This window comes from Rhizobium sp. TRM96647 (genome assembly GCF_025780115.1).
In the GTDB taxonomy this organism is placed as follows: Bacteria; Pseudomonadota; Alphaproteobacteria; order Rhizobiales; family Rhizobiaceae; genus Mycoplana.
This window is the reverse complement of record NZ_JAOXHF010000006.1, coordinates 157,933-176,026: the sequence shown is the minus strand read 5'-3', so window position 1 is coordinate 176,026 and position 18,094 is coordinate 157,933. Positions and strand designations below refer to the sequence as shown.

The following is an 18,094-nucleotide window of genomic DNA, read 5'->3' as shown; positions in this document are numbered from 1 at the left end:
CGCGCCATATGCGCCCTATTCCGCCGCCGCCTTTTCCAGGTTCACCAGACGCGTCAGCCAGGCCCGCATCGAGGCGGGGCGGACAGGCTTGTTCTGCACGACGATGTCCTTGCCGTCGGCCAGCGCCCTGACCTCGGCGGACCGGTCGGCGGTGACAAGCAGTCCCGGCAGTTCCGCGCCGAGCGCGGCCCGCACCCGGTCGATCGCCTCGATGCCGGTACCATCGCCAAGATGGTAGTCGGCGATGATTGCGTGGAAGGCCGGCGGCGTGGCTGTCAGGAGCGCGTCCACGGCGGCGATCGAATCCGCCGTGGCGACCTCGCAGCCCCAGCCCGTCAAAAGCAGCCGCATGCCCTCGAGGATCTTCGGCTCGTTGTCGATGCAAAGCACCCTCAGTCCGCGCATCGGTTCGGCGGCCGGGGCGGCAGGCGCCGACGTCGCTCCCTTCCGGCCGGTGGCGGTGGTGTCGATCGGCACCCGAACCTTGAAGCCCGTGCCTCTGCCGGGCGTCGATTGCAGCTCGACCGGGTAGCTGAGCACCTTTGCAATGCGGTCGACGATGGAAAGCCCGAGCCCCAACCCCGGCGCCGTCCGCGCACCTTCGTCGAGCCGGGCGAACTCCTTGAAGACGGTGCGGAACTTCGATGACGGGATGCCGATGCCGGTGTCGAAGACCTGTATCGACGCGTCGCCTGCCTGCCGGCGCACGCCGACCAGAACCTTGCCGCTGTTGGTGTACTTGATGGCGTTGGAGACGAGGTTCTGCACGAGCCGGCGAAGCAGGTTGGGATCGCTGCGCACCGCAATCGATGTCGGCATGACCTTGAGCGTCAGGTTCTTGGCCAGCGCCATCGGCGCGAAATCCGTTTCGATCCGCCGCAGGAGATCATCGAGTTGCACCACCTGCAGCCGGGGCTTCATCGCGCCGGTATCCAGCCGCGAGATGTCGAGCACCGCCCCCAGGATCGCCTCGACGGACTCCAGCGAGGAGTCGATATTGTGCACCATCGCGCCGTTGTCGGAGGCGCCCAGCCGCTCGACGAGCGAGGAGGAATAGAGCCGCGCTGCGTTCAGCGGCTGCAGGATGTCGTGACCGACAGCGGCGAAGAAGCGCGTCTTGCCGAGATTGGCCTCTTCCGCAGCCGCCCGCGCCTCGCCCAGTTCCTGGTTGACCCGGGTCAGTTCCGCGGTACGTTCCGCCACGCGCATTTCCAGCGTCTCGTTGGCGAGTTTCAGCGCGCGGTCGGCCTCGACGCGCTCGGTGATGTCGGTGAAGGTCGCGACGAAGCCGCGCTCGGGCATGGCGTTGGAATGGACCTCGACGATGCGCCTGCCGCCGGAGAGCACGAGCTGGAACGGCTGGTCGAAATTCAGGGCGCCGTCGAGGATCGCCTGCTTTTCGCTCGTGGCGATGCGGCCCTCGGCAACGAGGATGTCGATCATGTCCTTCAGCGCGAAACCCACCTGGCCGACCTGCTCGGGCAGGTCCAACAACTCGCGGAAGCGGCGGTTCCAGACGGTGAGGTTGCCCGAACTGTCGAAGACGGCGATCCCCTGGTCCATCTGCCCGAGCGCGGTCTGGAGCATGCCCTGATTGTATTGCAGCGCCTCGCTCGCCTGGTCGAGCAACCAGCTCGTGTCGGCAGTGGTCTCGTCGATCCGCTGCAGCGTCAGCGACAGGACGAGGCGGGCGGAGGAAGATCCGATGGCGCTGCCGAGAACCTGTTCGGAGAAATGCACGAGCGCGATATCCGCCGGCGCATGGTCCTCCAGCCATCGACCGGCCTGTCGTTCGTAGCTGTGGAAGGAGCGCTCGGTCCGCTCCTCGCCGAGATAGGTCGCCACCGTGTTCTTCAGGTCGCGCACCGTCACCTTGGTCCTGCTGCCGCGGAAGGCGCGCTCCAGTTGCGGCCGCGAACGGATGAAGATGTTGGCCTGCAGGCGCTCGATATTGGTGGTGCTGCGCGACAGCGAGCCGATGACGAAGGCTGCGACGTTGACCAGCAGCGACAGCACGGATGCGGCGACCAGCGGATCGGCCTGCGGCCCGGAGAGCACGCTGGCGCCCGGCAGCAGGAAGCCGAGGACGGCAGACGCGATCCCGGAATTGTCGCTGACGCCGAGGCTGGGGAGAAACAGTAGATAAGCCCAGACGACGAGACCGGAGACCATGCCGGCGATGGCGCCGCGCGCATTGGCATGGCGCCAGAGGAGGCCGCCGATGAGGGCAGGGGCGACCTGCGCGACGGCCGCGAATGCCAGAAGGCCGATCGAGGCGAGCCCGGCGTTCGAGGTCGAGAACCGGTAGTAGGCGTATCCCAGCAATAGCACGAAGAAGATCGCCAGCCGCCGGATGCGCAGCAGCGTCTGCGTCAGGTCCTCCTGCGGCTCGCCGCGTCCGATCAGGTTGCGGCGGAGCACGACGGGGATGACGATGTCGTTGGAGATCATGATCGACAGCGCCACGCATTCGACGATCACCATGGCGGTGGCCGCCGAAAAGCCGCCGATGAAGGAGACGAGCGTCAGCGTCGGCTGGCCCTGTGCCAGCGGCAGCGCCAGCACGTAGAGGTCGGCATCGCCGAGCCCCTGGAAGGCGATGACGCCGCCGATTGCGACCGGCAGCACGAAGAGGTTGATGGCGATCAGATAGAGCGGAAACAGCACGCCCGCGGTGCGCAACTCGCCCGCGGTCCGGTTCTCGACCACGGTGACGTGGAACTGCCGCGGAAGGATGACGATGGCAAAGGCCGAGAGCACGATCAGGAGCAGCCATCGGGCGATCGGCGTATCGTGTGCCAACGCTGCGGTCACGCGCTCGCTCTCGGCAGCGCGCAGCCACAGGTCGCCGAGCCCGTCGAACATGAAGTAGACGACATAGATGCCGACGGTGGCGAAGGCGAAGAGCTTGACCACCGATTCCATCGAGATCGCAAGGATCAGACCGTCCTGGTGCTCCGTCGCGTCCGTGTGCCGCGTGCCGAAGACGACGGCGAAGCAGGCCAGGAACAGGGACACGATCAGTGGCAGGTCGAGGAAGGTCTGGCTCTCGTCGAAGCCGTAGTCGTAGAAATCGACCACGACCTTCACCGAGCTCGAGACCGCCTTGAGCTGCAGGGCGATGTAGGGGATCGCGCCGACGAGGGCGATCAGCGCCACGATCGCGGCAACGCCCGGGCTCTTGCCGTAGCGGGCACCGACGAAATCGGCGATCGAGGTCAGGCGTTCGGACTTTGCAAGGTCCACGATCCGCCGGATCAATGGCAGGCCGAGCGTGAACATCAGGATCGGACCGATATAGATGCCGAGGAATTCCAGGCCCTGCACGCTCGCAAGCCCGACCCCGCCGAAATAGGTCCACGACGTGCAGTAGATGGCGAGGCTCAATGCATAGACGAGCGGCCGGCCGCGATGCGGGGCATCCGGATCGCGCGACTTGCGGTCGCCGTAGGTCGCCACCGCAAACAGCAGCAGGAGATAGGCGAAGGCCGCGGCGAAGATGGTCCAGCCAGGCAGCATGCGTCCTCCGGTCATCGACGGACCCCTCCCGTCCGCCGAGGGCACCATAGGACATTAAAACGGCAAAGAAAATCGGGGCGGGCCTTGACTTAAGTCCCATAGCGGAAAGGTGGTTGCAGTGTGGTGGAGGAATGCGTCCGGACGGTTCCCTCTGCGGAGAATCTAAATTACGCTGCCACTGTCATGCAGCAAGAGGAGAAGGGAATGCTCAACGAGTTCAAGGAGTTTATCGCCCGCGGCAATGTGATGGACCTCGCCGTCGGCGTGATCATCGGCGCGGCCTTCAGCAAGATTGTCGATTCGGTCGTCAACGACCTCGTGATGCCGATTGTCGGCGCCCTGACGGGTGGCGGCTTTGATTTCTCGAACTACTTCCTGCCACTTTCCTCCAACGTGACGGCAAGCTCGCTTGCTGCCGCGCGCGAGCAGGGCGCGGTCTTCGCCTATGGCAGCTTCATCACGGTGCTGATCAACTTCCTCATTCTGGCCTGGATCATTTTCATGATGATCAAGGCGGTCAATCGCGTGCGCACCAGCGTCGAAAAGAAGAAGGCCGCCGAGGCTGCGCCGCCGCCGGCCGATGTGGCGCTGCTGACGGAAATCCGCGACCTCCTGAAATCGCGGCCGGCGGTCTGAGCTGCTCCGGGCCCCGGCGATCGCCGTCGGGGCCGCTCTCCTTCCATCACCGAAATCGATCGGACCGTCAGAGAAACTGGCGTGATCGGGCAATCGAATCCCGCTAAGGATTGCCCGCCTGGATGTCGCGCGTTGTGGCATGGCCAGGCTCTGATGGAGACACGATGGATATTCTCGGCCAACTGAGCCCGCGCGCGCTGAATGCGCCGGAGAGCGGCATCGTCGAACTGGTCAACTATGCGCGCCACAGGGACGGGCTGATCCCGCTCTGGGTCGGCGAAGGCGACCTACCGACGCCGCAGCTCATCTCCGATGCGGCCATGGCGGCCCTGAAGGCCGGCGAGACCTTCTACACCTGGCAGCGCGGCATACCGGAACTGCGGCAGGCGCTGTCGCGCTACTACGCCCGCCATTTCGGCCACGTGCTGTCGCCCGAGCATTTCTACGTCGTCGGTTCCGGCATGCAGGCGATCCAGCTTGCGCTGCAGGCGCTGACCGGGCCGGGCGATGACATCGTCTACCTGACGCCGGCCTGGCCGAACCTGGCAGCTGCAGCCGAGATCGCCGGCGTGCGCCCGCTCGCCGTACCGCTGCAGTTTGCCGACGGTCGCTGGCGGCTGGAACTCGATCGCCTCGAAGCTGCGATCACGCCGCTGACCCGGGTGCTCTTCGTCAACACGCCGTCCAATCCGACCGGCTGGACGGCGACCCGGGAGGACCTGCGCGCCCTGCTGGAGATTGCCCGCCGGCGCGGCCTTTGGATCATGGCTGACGAGATCTATGCGCGCTACTTCTATGCCGGCGGCCGGGCGCCCTCCTTCCTCGACGTGATGGAGGACGGCGACCGCGTCGTCTTCGTCAATTCCTTCTCGAAGAACTGGTCGATGACGGGCTGGCGCGTCGGCTGGATCGTGGCGCCGCCGCAGATGGGCCAGGTGCTCGAGAATCTGGTGCAGTACTCGACCTCGGGCGTCGCCCAGTTCATGCAGAAGGGCGCGGTGGCCGCCCTGGACGAGGGCGACGCCTTCGTCCAGGCCAATATCGACAAGGCGTCGCGCAACCGCGACCTGCTCTGCGACGCTCTGATCGCCACGAACCGGGTGGAAACCCTGAAGCCGGATGGCGCCCTCTACGCCTTTCTCAAGATCGACGGCGTCACCGATGCGCGGCAGGCAGCGCTCGACATCGTCGACAAGACGGGCGTGGGCCTCGCCCCCGGCACGGCCTTCGGCGAGGGCGGGTCGCTCTTCCTCAGGGCCTGCTTCCTGCGCGATACTGCGCAGGTGGAGGAAGCGGCCGGACGGCTGTCGCGCTACATCGCCGCCCTCTGATCGCCACATTTACATCTTCGTTACGATCGCGCTCTATTCGGCGCGTGAAACAGGATCGGAGAAGACGGGATGGCGGTATTGGTGACGGGCGGAGCGGGCTATATCGGCTCGCACATGGTCTGGGCGCTTCATGATGCCGGGGAGGAGGTCGTCGTCGTCGATCGCCTGTCCACCGGTTTTCGCTGGGCGATTGCGCCGGAGGCCCGCTTCTACGAGGGCGACATCGCCGACCGCGAACTGCTGAGACGGATCTTCGCCGAGAACGCCATCGATGCGATCATCCATTTCGCCGGATCGATCGTCGTGCCCGAATCGGTCTCCGATCCCCTGGGTTACTACGAGAACAACACGGTCAAGTCGCGTGCGCTGATCGCAGCCGCCGTTGAGGCCGGGGTGCCGCATTTCGTCTTTTCCTCCACCGCCGCCGTCTACGGTACGCCGCAGACGGACGATCCGGTCGAGGAAACCGCCCCGCTGAGCCCGGAATCGCCCTATGGTTCGTCGAAGCTGATGACGGAGATCATGCTGCGGGACACCGCGCTCGCCCATGATCTTGCCTATACCGCCCTTCGCTACTTCAACGTCGCCGGCGCCGATCCGCGCGGCCGCACGGGCCAGTCGACCAAGGGGGCGACGCACCTGATCAAGGTTGCTTCGGAAGCGGCCCTTGGAAAGCGGCAGGGCATGGACGTCTACGGCACCGACTATGCGACGCCCGACGGCACGTGCGTGCGCGACTACATCCACGTCTCCGACCTCGCCAATGCGCATCTGAAGGCGCTCGAGCGCATGCGCGCCGGCGGCGGTTCGATCGTCGCCAATTGCGGCTACGGCCGAGGCTTCTCCGTGCTGGAGGTGCTGAACCGCGTCAAGGAGGTCTCCGGCGTCGATTTCCCGGTGCGCATCGCCGGGCGTCGGCCGGGCGATGCCGTCTCGATCGTCGCCAACCCGTCGGTCGCGATGAAGGAATTGAATTGGAAGCCGCAATACGACGATCTCGCCTTCATCGTGCGCACCGCGCTCGACTGGGAGAACCATCTCGGTCGCCGCAACCAGATCTGACGAGTAGATGGCGGCGGTCGCGTCCCGCCGCCCATCGGCAAGGCTACTTGCCGAGCGTCACTTCCTCATGCTCGATCGAGTGGCGGATGAGTTGCGCCCAGAGGCCGTCGTAGAAATCGCCGTCGAGGCCGCGTGCCAGCGCGTTTTCGCGGGCATTGTTGCGAACCTCGTCGACGCGTGCGGGAATGTCTGCCTTCAGGCCGAGTTCGGCCTTGATCTCGGCGGCGCGGCCGATGAAGGTCCAGCGTTCCGCAAAGAGATCCATCAGCGCCCGGTCGATCCGGTCGATGTTGTCGCGAATTTCCGCCATGGTCCGGCAATCGGCTGCTTTTTCGGACATTCCCGTCTCCGCTTCTATGCAAACGTCGGTCCGCCGCCGCGGACATCGCGGTTGGCTGTAACAAAGCAGAGGCGGGGAGGAAAGGCGAAAGCGCGCCGGGCGGCGCTGTGCCACATACGGGCCGCGCGAAATTCAGGGAAGGTGCGGTCCTGTTCCTGTCTTCCGGCGGTCCCGTATGCTGGCAAGGAGAGTTCTAGACGATGAAGCTTGAGCGAGACTTAAATTAATATTCTCTAATAGGTTGCGGTCGGTTGAAGAGGCTTACCCAGGGTGAGGCACATGGCGCAACAACCCGCCCGCCGGCCGCCGCAAGGCCGCGGAGATTCGGAACAGGCAGCCGCCGGCGTGCGGCTATTTCTGCGCCTCCGGAAGGCGGCATCGCCTGTCGGTTGGCGCGACAGTTCGGCACGCGCTCGGCCTGGCTTGCATCCGTGCCGCGGGTTCGAACACGCCGGCATCCGGCCATTGGTCGACCCGGACGAAATGGGGCAGGCCAAAACTGGCCGGGAATGCGATCGCCGTCGTGGCCGACACGGCCAGGATGGCAGCGGAAATGACAAGCGCTCTCATGTCGAGATCCTCGGATCAAAGGAAGTCCCACGCGATCCTCAAGCCCAGCGCCATATATGGGGGGCGATCTCTTTATTTTAATAGTTACTAATATAAAAATACGGCGACGGCCATCGCCTGCCCCCGAACGTGTGGTGCAAGACGCACCAAGACGCACTGGGAGCGCTGGCGATATCGGTCGCCATCCGCGACCTTGGCGCGCTGTTGCTCCGGATGTGCTTTCGGGAGATAGGATGCTCCCCGCCTGACCGCCCGCCGCATGGGCGGTCAATTGGGGGGATCGATGCTTCGGGCTAGTCCTTGCGGATGCCCTCTTCGGTCGGCTTGCCGGAAGGGTCGACGCAACGCCGAACCGTCTTGACGCCGAACTTGCAGACTTGTGGTTCGACGGAACCGGTGACGGTCTGGTCGATCATGCTTTCATTGGACGCAACGATCGGGTCGCCGAACCTTGCGCGATCAAAATTTCCGAGGGCTGCGAATGCACTAGAGGCCGCAAAGGCCATGACAGCGATCGATACAACGAATGTCTTCATCTTGAGGTCCTCTGATTGCGGGTAACATCGGACATCCTCGTGCATGCGAAAATATCATATGGGGCGCGGGGCCTGTGTGTTAAGTGGCCCCTGCCGAAAAAACGTCACATTATGTTAATGGCTCGCTGCTACGGCGCGACGGTGATTCGCTTCAGGCCGGCTTCAGGTAGCTTTCGGCCACTTCCGTCCAGAAGGCGGCGCCCACCGGCAGCAGATCGTCGTTGAAATTGTAACCCGGATGGTGGAGCGGCGGGTCACTTTCGGAGGTCTTCGCGCCGAGGAAGAAGTAGCTGCCGGGGCGCTCCTTCAGCATATAGGCGAAATCCTCGCTGCCCATGAAGGGGCGGGGGAGGTCCATGACCTTCTCAGCACCCGCAAATCGAATGGCGATGTCCCGCAGAAGGTCAGTCTCGCGCTTGTGGTTGATGGTGGCGTCGTAGCTGCGCAGGTAGTCCACGGTGGCGGTCGTCGCATAGCTCTCCGCCTGGCGTTCGGCAATCAGGCGTATGCGCCGTTCCAGCTCGTCGCGCACGCCGGGATCGAAGGAGCGGATGCCGACGACGATTTCGGCGCGCCCCGGAATGATGTTGCTGGCCGTGCCGCCATGGAACGAGCCGACGGTGACGACGGTCGGATCGAGCGGATGGATGTTGCGGGAGACGATCGTCTGCAGGGCCATTACGATCGAGGCGCCGGCAACGATCGGGTCCGCCGTCTCCTGCGGCTCGGCGCCGTGGCCGCCGCGGCCGTTGACCGTGATGGTCGCCTCGTCGACCGCGGCCATGATGGCGCCCTCGCGGAAATGAAACTGGCCGAACGGCAACGCCGGTTCGTTGTGGAGCGCGAAGACCGCGTCGCAGGGGAAGCGTTCGAACAGACCCTCCTCCACCATGATCCGGGCGCCCCCGAAGTTCTCCTCGGCCGGCTGGAAGATGAGGTGGACGATGCCGTCGAAGTTCCGCCGCTCGGCGATGGCGCGCGCCGCCCCGAGCAGCATCGTCGTGTGCCCGTCATGGCCGCAGGCGTGCATCAGGCCCGGTGTCCTGCTGGCATAGGGCAGGCCGGTTTCCTCCAGGATCGGCAGGGCGTCGATATCGGCGCGGATGCCGACGGAACGCCGGCCGGTGCCGTTCGTCAGCGTCGCGACCAGACCCGTCTTCGCAAGGCCGCGCGTCACCTTGTAGCCATAGCTCTCGAGATGGCGGGCGATCAGCTCCGACGTGCGCACCTCCGCGAGCCCGAGTTCCGGATGGGCGTGCAGGTCCTGGCGGATCGCGGCCAGTTCCGGCATCGCATTGGTGAGGGCAGCGCGTACGTTCATGTCAGACACCACGGGTTGGAATCTTGTTTTCGAGCGTGCGGAACGCCACGATGAGGATGGCGGTCAGGCAGAGGTAGATGAGCGCCAGGAACAGCAGCGGTTCGTAGGTGAGGTAGGTCGTCTGCCGGATCTTGGAGATGACGGCGTAGGCGTCGACAACGGTGATCGTCGCCACCAGCGGCGTCGACTTCAACTGCAGCACGGTCTCGCCGTTCAGCGTCGGCAATGCGCGATGGACGGCGCGCGGCAGCCAGATGCGCCGGAACACCTTCCACCGGCTCATGCCGTAGGCCCGGGCGGCCTCGAGCTCGCCGGCCGGAACGCCGGCGAAGGCGCCGCGCATCACCTCGCCTTCGTAGGCGGCAAAGGAGATCGTCAGCGCTGCGACGCCATAGGGCCAGGCCTCGCGCAGATAGGGCCAGAGGAAGGAATCCCGAATGGCGGGAAACTGCGGAAAGAGCGATCCCAGTCCGTAATAGAGCAGCCACAGCTGCAGGAGCAGCGGCGTACCGCGGATGATGGTGCAGAAGGTCCTGGCCAGCACCTTCAGCGGCCAGGGGCCGGTGACCTGCACGAGCCCGAGCGGGACAGCGAAGAGGAAGCCGAGAATGCAGGTGCTGAAGAGCATCAGCAGGGTGACGCCGACGCCCTGGGCAAGCCGTCCGGCATAGTCCGGTATCCAGTCCCAGCGCATGAACCAGGCCATGCAGAAGATCGCGATCACGGCTATGGCGAGCAGGATGATCCGGTGCGGCTTCAGGAAGGCCCTGCCGCCCGGAAGCTCGGTCAGGGCGGTGGCCTCGACGGTGCTTGTCTCGACGGTCATGCCGGGGCCGCCATGCCGCGCCGGGCGCGGGTTTCGATGATGCGGATGACGATGTTCGAGACAAGCGTCAGCGCCAGGTACAGCGCGCCGGCGGCACAGAAGAACAGCAGATAGGCCTTGGTGCTACCCGCCGCCTGCCGCGTCACCAGCGTCAGCTCGCTGAAGCCGACGACGGCAAGAAGGGCCGTGTCCTTCGTGGCGATCAGCCAGAGGTTGGAAAGGCCGGGAATGGCGTGCGGCAGCATGGCGGGAAGCGTGATGCGGCGCATGATCTGGGTCGGCGCCATGCCGTAGGCGCGGGCAGCCTCGATCTGCCCGGCCGGCACGGCCTTGATCGCCCCGCGCAGCACCTCGGTCGAATAGGCGCCCTGCACGACGCCGATGACGAAGATGCCGGCGGCGAGCCCGCTGATGTCGACGGGGCCGTAGCCCATCGCCGCCGTCAGCTGGTTGAGAAGATCCGTTCCCGCATAGTAGAGCAGCAGGATCAGCACGAGCTCGGGAATGGCGCGGACGAGGGTGGTATAGACCTCGAGCAGATCCTTCAGTACAGGTCCGCCATAAAGCTTGCCGAAGGCGCCGCCGGTTCCGAGCAGCAGGCCGAGCGCATAGCCGCCGACCGCAATCTTGATCGAGTTCAGGAGGCCGCCCAGGAGCACGCCGCCCCAGCCCGGCGGTTCGAGCGCCAGAAGGCCCCAGTTGATCAGGGTCGCGGGATCAGCAGCCATGTCACTCTCGTCTTCAAGGGAGCCTGGCCGGCGGCGACGCCGCCGGCCGCTGGAGCATTACCGGCCGAAGCGGAATCGCTTCGGCGTCGGACAATGCGGTGAGCCGGATTCCTCCGGAGTTGCTCCGGATGTCGATCAGCCGCCGTAGATGTCGAAGTCGAAGTACTTCTTGGAGAAGGTGTCATAGGTGCCGTTGGCGCGGATCGCCTTGATCGCGGCGTTGACCTTGTCCTTCAGCTCCGTCTCGCCCTTGCGCAGGCCGACGCCCACGCCGGCCCCGAGGATTTCAGGATCGTCCTTGACGTTGCCCTTGTGCTCGCAGCAGTCCTTGCCCTGGTCGGACTTCAGAAAGGCGTCGAGCGCGATCGCATCCGCCTGCACGGCGTCGATGCGCCCGGCCGCCAGGTCGTTGTTGGCCTCGTCCTGGGTCTGGTATTCCTTGATCGTCGCGCCGGCCCCGCCGAAGTACTTGTCGGCATAGGACTGGTGGATGGTGGCGACCTGGACGCCGATGGTCTTGCCAGCAAGGCTCTCCGGCGTCGCGTCGAAGGCAGCGCCCTTGGGGCCGATGACGCCCGTCGGGGTGTTGTAGTACTTGTCGGAGAAGTCGATCGTCTTGAGGCGCTCCCCGGTGATCGACATGGAGCCGACGATCATGTCGATCTTGTTCGTGGTCAGCGCCGGAATGATGCCGTCCCAGGCGACCGGGGTGATGACACAGTCGAGCTTGGCCTCGTCGCAGATCGCCTTCATGAATTCGACTTCCCAGCCCTCCCAGTTGCCCGAGGCGTCGGGAGAGGCGAACGGCGGATAGGGCTCGGCGGCGAAGCCGACCTTGATCTGCTGGGCCACGGCGCCGCTGATGCCGGCAAAGCCGATGACGGCGGCAAGTGCGATCGTCTTCAATGCGGTCTTCATGCTTGTTTTCCCTCTGTTGGTTATTGGTATTCTCAGTGGATGGAACTGATGAATTTCTTCAGCCGCTCCGATTTCGGGGCACCGAAGATCTCTTCCGGCGGGCCCTGTTCCTCGATGACGCCATTGGCGAGGAACACGATGTGGTTGGCGACGTTGCGGGCGAACTTCATCTCGTGGGTGACGAGGATCATCGTCCGCTTCTCCTTCGCCAGGTCGCCGATCACGGTGAGGACCTCGCCCACCAGCTCCGGGTCGAGCGCCGACGTCGGTTCGTCGAAGAGCATGACATGCGGCTGGACGGCGAGCGCTCTCGCGATCGCCGCGCGCTGCTGCTGGCCGCCGGACAGGAAGGCGGGATAGGCGTCGCGCTTCTCGAACAGGCCGACGCGCCGGAGGATCGTCTCGGCCCGCTCGATGGCCTCTGCCTTTGCGATCCCGAGCACATGGACAGGCGCTTCGATGACGTTCTGCAGGATCGTCATGTGCTGCCACAGATTGAAGTTCTGGAACACCATTCCGAGACGGGAGCGTATGCGCTGCACCTGCTTGCGATCGGCGGGCACGAGGCCGCCATGGCCATCCTTCCTCATGGCGATTTCTTCGCCATGGATCGTGACCGATCCGGCGCTGGGCAGTTCCAGCATGTTGATGCAGCGGAGGAAGGTGGACTTGCCGGATCCGGAGCCGCCAATGATGGCGATGACATCGCCTTCCCGTGCCGTGAGGGAAACGCCCTTGAGGACCTCGAGCGGTCCGAAGCGCTTGTGCAGGTTTTCGACTGCGATTGCCTCGGCGCGATCCGTCATCGGATGAACTGCTCCGATGCGCGGCACGAATGAGCTTGGCTCATGCCAGATCTTCCCCTGTTCGTCTTTTGCAACCCGCTCTTGCGGCGGGCTGTCCTGCTCGGCGCGGCCATCTTCGTGCCCGTCGCTTCCTTCCATTGACACCATCGTTGCACTTGTGGCGTAGTTGTTCAAGCGTATAATAATCGCGCCGCCGGCTTTTTGTCCGGTCTCGCCAAAACACTGTTTGCAATCAAAGGAGTAGCGGATGCCCGCTTTCGGTTCCCAGGAAATGTCGGCTTCCCTGCTGCGCGTTCTGATGCGTCGCCCCGGCCCCAGCCTCGTCTCGGCCGATCCGGCGAAGTGGCACTACGGACCGACGTTCGACGGGCAAAGGGCGGTGCGCCAGTATACGGAATTCGCCCGGCTTGTGGAAAAGTCCGGCACCGAGATCATCTGGCTCGAGGACGAGGGTGACGGTCTTGCCGACGCCATGTTCACCCACGATCCCTCGCTGATGTCCGATCACGGCGCGATCCTGCTGCGCATGGGAAAGCCGCTGCGCGTGAACGAGACGGAACTGCACGAGAAGGCCTATGCGGATCGCCAGATTCCGATCCTCGGCCGCATCGAGGCACCCGGCACGGTGGAAGGCGGCGACTGCATCTGGCTCGATGCGAAGACGCTCGTCGTCGGCCGCGGCGTCCGGACCAACCAGGAGGGCATCGACCAGCTTTCGACGATGCTCTCCCCGCACGGCGTCTCCGTGCTCGCCTACGACCTGCCGCTGTGGCAGGGCGAGGAGGCCTGCCTGCATCTGATGAGCGTCATGAGCCCGCTTGCCGGCGACCTGGCGCTCGTCTTCGCGCCGCTCCTGCCGGCTGCCTTCTACCAGTTGCTGAAGGCGCGCGGCATCCGTCTGATCGAGGCGCCGGCGGACGAGTTCCACGCCAGCAACGGCCTCAGCCTGAACGTGCTGCCGGTCCACCCGAACGAGGTGATCATGGTGGCGGGCTTCCCGAAGACCAGGGCGGCGATGGAGGCTGCCGGCTGCGTGGTCGAGACCTTCGAGGCCGACGCGCTCTGCATTGCCTGCGAAGGCGGCCCGACCTGCCTCACCCGGCCCGTCCTGCGGCGGGCGGCATGAGCCGCCGGTCCTTCCATCGTGCCTCGGAAGCGGAGCGCCGCCATGATCTCATCGAGGCGACGCTGGACTGCATCGCCGAGGGCGGGCTGCAGGGTGCGACGGTCCGCCAGATCGCGATCAAGGCGGGCGTGACGGCGGGTCTGATCCGGCACTATTTCGTCTCCAAGGAGCAGATCCTCCAGGAGGCCTATCGCGTGGTGATCGCGCGGTTGACGGAAAAGGCCGAACGCGTGGCGGGCACCCCGGACGAGCGCCTGCGCGCGTTCATCGTCATCAACCTGACCGAGCCCGTCGCAAACAGCCGCAGCCTGTCGCTCTGGGCGTCGTTCATCAGCCGCGTCAGCGTCGATCCCGCGCTCGCGGCCATTCATCGCGAGGGCTATCTCGGTTTCCGTAACGCGCTGGAAGGGCTGCTGGCCGATTTCCTGGCGTCCAGGGGGCTCGATGCCGGTCCTGCGCGCTGCCGGACGCTGGCGATCGCGATCAACGGCCTGCTCGACGGGCTGTGGCTGGAGGGATGCCTTGCAGGCGAGCTCTTCGAGGAAAGCGAGCTGGTCTCGACCGCGCTGTCCTCCATCGAGGCCCTGATCGGCCAGCCGATCGCACCGCCGGCACCAACAGAATAAGATAGGGAGAACGCAATGCGCTACGCATCCATCACCGAGAGGCTGGCGAGCCTGGGCTCCGAGAAATGGGCGGTTCACGTCGAGGCGCGCCGGCGCAAGGATCGGGGCGAGCCGATCATCGAGCTCACCATCGGCGAGCCCGACCTGCCGCCGCACCGGAGCCTGCTCGAGGAAGCGACGCGTGCAATGAATGCCGGCCGTTATCGTTACTCGAACGGCCGGGGCGAGCCGCCGGTGGTGGATGCGCTGGTGCGCAAATACGCCAGGCGCCGTCCGGGCGTGACGAGCGCCAATGTGCTCTGCTTTCCCGGCACGCAGACGGCCCTCTTCGCCGTCATGCTCGGCCTCGTGGAAAAGGGCGATGCCGTATTGGTCGGAGATCCGCTCTATGCCACCTACGAAGGCGTGATCCGCGCCACCGGCGCCGAGCAGGTGACCGTTCCGCTCCGCCCGGAGCATGGTTTTCACATGCAGGCGGACGATCTCGAACGCGCGATCACGCCGCAGTGCCGCGTGCTGCTGCTGAATACGCCGCACAATCCCACCGGGGCCGTGCTGACCGCGGAAGAAATCTCAGCGATCGGCGCCGTCTGCCGCCGGCACGACCTGTGGATCGTCTGCGACGAGGTCTATGAGGAACTGGTGTTCTCCGGCTCCTTCGCGTCCCCTTTCGATGATCCCGCACTCGCCGAGCGCACGATCGTCTGCTCCTCGATCTCCAAGTCGCATGCCGCCCCGGGCTTCCGCAGCGGCTGGGCGATCGGGCCTGCGGAATTTGCCGGCCGGCTGCTTGCGGTGTCCGAGACGATGCTGTTCGGCGTGCAGCCCTTCATCGCCGACATGACGGCCTATGCCCTGGACAATCCGATCGACACTTCGGCGAGGATGCGCCAGTCCTACAGCCACCGCGCCGCCCGGGTCGTCGCCGGTCTCGCGGACGCCCCCGGCCTGATGCCGGTCGCGCCCGAGGCCGGCATGTTCATCGTCGTCGACGTCTCCGCAACCGGCATGGACAGCGAGGCCTTCGCCTGGGCGCTTCTGGACGAGGAGCGGGTCGCCGTCATGCCGGGATCGGCCTTCGGCAGCGGCGGCGACGATTTCATCCGCATCAGCCTGACTGTACCGGACGAAATGATCGACGAGGCCTGCAGACGAATTTCCGCCCTGGCCAAGCGCTCGGGCTTCAGGAAGGAATTGCGCGCATGAGCAAGACGAAGACGGTCGGCGAGGCGATGGTCGATCTCCTCGAGGCAAACGGCGTGGAGGTGGTGTTCGGCATTCCGGGCGTCCACACCGTCGAACTCTATCGCGGCCTCGCGGCCTCGAAGATCCGCCACATCACCCCGCGCCACGAACAGGGCGCAGGCTTCATGGCCGACGGCTACGCGCGCGTCACCGGCAAGCCCGGCGTGGCGCTGGTGATCACCGGCCCGGGCCTGACCAACACCATCACGGCGATGGCACAGGCGCGGCAGGATTCCGTCCCGATGCTGGTGATCTCCGGTGTCAACCGCCGCAATTCGCTCGGCCACGGCCGCGGCCTGCTGCATGAGCTGCCGGATCAGGCGGCGATGATGAAGAGCTTCGCCCTCTATTCGCATACACTGGTCGATCCGGCCGACCTGCCCTCGGTGATCGCCCAGGCCTTCTCCGTCATGGGCTCGGCCCGACCGGGTCCAGTGCATATCGAGATCCCGACCGACGTGATGCCGCTGCCGGCAGGCGAGATCGCGCTGAAAGCGACGCGCGCATCGCGCCCGAGCCCGGATCCGGCGACGCTGGCCGAGCTTGCCGAACTCTGCGAGCGCTCCGGCCGCATCGTCTTGATGTGCGGCGGCGGCGCTGCCACCGCCGACAGGTCGGTGACGGCTCTTGCCGAAAGGCTGGACGCGCCGGTGGTCCTAACCACCAATGCTCGCGGCATGCTCGCCGGCCATCCGCTCCGGGTGCCGGCGAGCCCGAGCCTGAACGCGACCCGCGCGCTGATCGCCGATGCGGATCTCGTCATCGGTTTCGGCACCGAGATGGGGCAGACCGACTACGACATGTATGCGACGGGCACGCTTCCCGCGATGCGCCGCTTTGTGCGCGTCGACATCGACGCGCAGCAACTCGCCCGCGAGCCGCGCGCCGATCTTCCCGTGCTCTCGACGGTCGAGGCGGCAGCCGTCGCCCTTCTGCCGCTGGTCAAGGCCAGGAGCGGGGACGGTGCGGAGCGGGCGGGACGGGCGCGCGAGGCCGCCCTCGGCGAGCTGACGCCGAAGATCCGCACCGAGATCGGCGTGATCGGCAGGGTCTACGAGGCGCTGCCGGATGCGATCGTCGTCGGCGATTCCACCCAGGCGGTCTATGCCGGCAACCTCTATCTCGATGTCGCCCGCCCGCAGACCTGGTTCAACGCCGCAACCGGCTTCGGCGCGCTGGGCTACGGCCCGCCGGCGGCCATCGGCGCTGCGATCGGCGCCCCCGATCGTCCGGTCGTCTGCCTGACCGGCGACGGCGGCTTCCAGTTCTCGCTGGCCGAGATCGGCTCGGCGGCCGATGCCGGCGCCCGGGTCGTCTTCCTTGTCTGGAACAACGACGGCTATCAGGAGATCGAGAACTACATGGTCGAGTGCGGGATCGAGCCGGAAGGCGTCAAGCCGTCCGCGCCGGATTTCCTCGACATCGCCAGGGCCTACGGCCTGCCGGCTGTCCGCCTCGCCGATGTCGGCGAGCTTGACGAAGCCCTTCAGGTCGCCGCCAGGCGCAACGGCCCGAGCCTGATCGAGATCCACCAGACCCGAACCCGGGGCGCGACGGCCTGACATCGATCTCTGCCGGCGGCGGCATTGCCGCCCGGCAGGTCCACGCTGTAATCTGCCGCACGGTGCTGAGCGTGCTGCGGGCCGTGCCCGGCACGGCATTTGATGGAGATCGCCGCCGATGGGACGGAACGGATCGGCTGCACGCACCAGGACGGAAACCTGCGCCGTCTGCGGAAAGCCTTTTCCGGCGGCCCGGCTCTATCACGCCTCCTCCATCCGACCGGGTATTTTCGAACTGATCCGCCGGGACGTGGGCGACTGGAGCCTGGACAGCCGCATCTGCGGCGCCGACCTCTCACGCTATCGCCGCCGTTACGTGGCGGATCTCCTGGAACAGGAGCGGGGGGAACTCTCCGATCTCGACCGGCAGGTGCTGGAAAGCTTCGAGAGGGGCGTCTCCTCGGTCCATGCCGGCGCCCTCGGCCTGCAGAAGGAACTGGAGGGCGAAACCTTCGGCCAGCGCGCCGCGGACCGGGTGGCGGCCTTCGGCGGCTCCTGGGGGTTCATCATCACCTTTATCCTCGTTCTCCTCTGCTGGATGACGATCAACATCATCGGCATCCTCGGCGGCGGCTTCGATCCCTATCCCTTCATCCTGCTCAATCTCGTCCTCTCCTGCATCGCAGCGCTCCAGGCGCCGGTGATCATGATGAGCCAGCGGCGGCAGGAGGAGAAGGACCGGATCCGCGCGGAGAACGACTACATGGTCAACCTGCGTGCCGAACTCGAGATCCGCCAGTTGCACGACATGATCGAGCACCAGATGGCACACCAGTGGGAGCGCCTGGCCGAATTGCAGCAGATCCAGATCGAGCTTCTCGAGGGCCGCCAGCCGCCGCCCCAGCCGCCGGCGAAGAACGGCTCGTAGGGCGAAGAGGGGACGGGGCCGGGCAACGGCGCTACGAAGAGGTCGAGCCTCGCCCGTGGGCTTGGAACCCCGCC

General features: G+C 65.7%; 16 protein-coding genes. 8 read left to right on the top strand and 8 right to left on the bottom strand.

The annotated features are described in order from the left end of the window. Window positions 1-15: 15 nt before the first annotated feature. Window positions 16-3,519: a PAS domain-containing hybrid sensor histidine kinase/response regulator gene (locus OCK02_RS13455; protein WP_263813492.1), complete on the bottom strand. Its 3,504-nt coding sequence runs from the start codon at window positions 3,517-3,519 to the stop codon at window positions 16-18. Between the two features lie 204 nt (window positions 3,520-3,723). On the opposite strand from OCK02_RS13455, the gene mscL reads away from it, so the two are divergent. From mscL to galE, 3 genes are all read left to right on the top strand, one after another. After that, window positions 3,724-4,155: a large conductance mechanosensitive channel protein MscL gene (gene mscL, locus OCK02_RS13450; protein WP_263813491.1), complete on the top strand. Its 432-nt coding sequence runs from the start codon at window positions 3,724-3,726 to the stop codon at window positions 4,153-4,155. 164 nt (window positions 4,156-4,319) lie between these two features. Continuing rightward, window positions 4,320-5,486, top strand: a complete 1,167-nt coding sequence (locus tag OCK02_RS13445; RefSeq protein WP_263813490.1) for a pyridoxal phosphate-dependent aminotransferase — start codon at window positions 4,320-4,322, stop codon at window positions 5,484-5,486. Between the two features lie 69 nt (window positions 5,487-5,555). Further along, window positions 5,556-6,548 (top strand): UDP-glucose 4-epimerase GalE, encoded by a 993-nt coding sequence (gene galE / locus OCK02_RS13440; RefSeq protein WP_263813489.1) that lies wholly within the window; start codon window positions 5,556-5,558, stop codon window positions 6,546-6,548. Window positions 6,549-6,591: 43 nt separating this feature from the next. On the opposite strand, the gene OCK02_RS13435 is transcribed toward galE, so the two are convergent. The 7 genes from OCK02_RS13435 to OCK02_RS13405 form a co-directional block, all read right to left on the bottom strand. Beyond that, window positions 6,592-6,888 carry a chorismate mutase family protein gene (locus OCK02_RS13435; protein ID WP_263813488.1) on the bottom strand — a complete coding sequence of 99 codons (297 nt, stop codon included), beginning with the start codon at window positions 6,886-6,888 and terminating at the stop codon, window positions 6,592-6,594. A gap of 863 nt (window positions 6,889-7,751) precedes the next feature. After that, on the bottom strand, window positions 7,752-8,039 hold the full coding sequence (locus OCK02_RS13430; RefSeq protein ID WP_263813487.1) for a hypothetical protein: 288 nt from the start codon (window positions 8,037-8,039) through the stop codon (window positions 7,752-7,754). Between the two features lie 106 nt (window positions 8,040-8,145). Then, the gene (locus OCK02_RS13425; protein WP_263813486.1) at window positions 8,146-9,315 is read right to left on the bottom strand and encodes a M20 aminoacylase family protein; all 1,170 of its coding nucleotides are present in this window, start codon (window positions 9,313-9,315) and stop codon (window positions 8,146-8,148) included. 1 nt (window position 9,316) lies between these two features. Further along, window positions 9,317-10,141: an ABC transporter permease gene (locus OCK02_RS13420; protein WP_263813485.1), complete on the bottom strand. Its 825-nt coding sequence runs from the start codon at window positions 10,139-10,141 to the stop codon at window positions 9,317-9,319. Continuing rightward, window positions 10,138-10,869 carry an ABC transporter permease gene (locus OCK02_RS13415; RefSeq protein ID WP_263813484.1) on the bottom strand — a complete coding sequence of 244 codons (732 nt, stop codon included), beginning with the start codon at window positions 10,867-10,869 and terminating at the stop codon, window positions 10,138-10,140. The genes OCK02_RS13420 and OCK02_RS13415 overlap by 4 nt, the downstream gene beginning before the upstream one ends. Window positions 10,870-11,004: 135 nt before the next feature. Next, the gene (locus OCK02_RS13410) at window positions 11,005-11,787 is read right to left on the bottom strand and encodes a transporter substrate-binding domain-containing protein (protein ID WP_263813483.1); all 783 of its coding nucleotides are present in this window, start codon (window positions 11,785-11,787) and stop codon (window positions 11,005-11,007) included. 32 nt (window positions 11,788-11,819) lie between these two features. Next, window positions 11,820-12,593 carry an ABC transporter ATP-binding protein gene (locus OCK02_RS13405; protein WP_263813482.1) on the bottom strand — a complete coding sequence of 258 codons (774 nt, stop codon included), beginning with the start codon at window positions 12,591-12,593 and terminating at the stop codon, window positions 11,820-11,822. Window positions 12,594-12,840: 247 nt separating this feature from the next. Here OCK02_RS13405 and OCK02_RS13400 point away from each other — a divergent pair, with 247 nt between their 5' ends. From OCK02_RS13400 to OCK02_RS13380, 5 genes are all read left to right on the top strand, one after another. Further along, complete coding sequence (locus tag OCK02_RS13400) at window positions 12,841-13,719, top strand: dimethylarginine dimethylaminohydrolase family protein (RefSeq protein ID WP_263813481.1); 879 nt, start codon at window positions 12,841-12,843, stop codon at window positions 13,717-13,719. Beyond that, window positions 13,716-14,345 (top strand): TetR family transcriptional regulator C-terminal domain-containing protein, encoded by a 630-nt coding sequence (locus OCK02_RS13395; RefSeq protein ID WP_263813480.1) that lies wholly within the window; start codon window positions 13,716-13,718, stop codon window positions 14,343-14,345. Before OCK02_RS13400 ends, OCK02_RS13395 begins: the two co-directional genes overlap by 4 nt. A gap of 15 nt (window positions 14,346-14,360) precedes the next feature. Further along, window positions 14,361-15,551 (top strand): pyridoxal phosphate-dependent aminotransferase, encoded by a 1,191-nt coding sequence (locus OCK02_RS13390; RefSeq protein ID WP_263813479.1) that lies wholly within the window; start codon window positions 14,361-14,363, stop codon window positions 15,549-15,551. Continuing rightward, the gene (locus OCK02_RS13385; protein ID WP_263813478.1) at window positions 15,548-17,152 is read left to right on the top strand and encodes a 5-guanidino-2-oxopentanoate decarboxylase; all 1,605 of its coding nucleotides are present in this window, start codon (window positions 15,548-15,550) and stop codon (window positions 17,150-17,152) included. The genes OCK02_RS13390 and OCK02_RS13385 overlap by 4 nt, the downstream gene beginning before the upstream one ends. 118 nt (window positions 17,153-17,270) lie before the next feature. Beyond that, entirely contained in the window at window positions 17,271-18,020 is a 750-nt protein-coding gene (locus tag OCK02_RS13380) for a DUF1003 domain-containing protein (RefSeq protein WP_263813477.1), read from the top strand. Window positions 18,021-18,094: the final 74 nt, after the last annotated feature.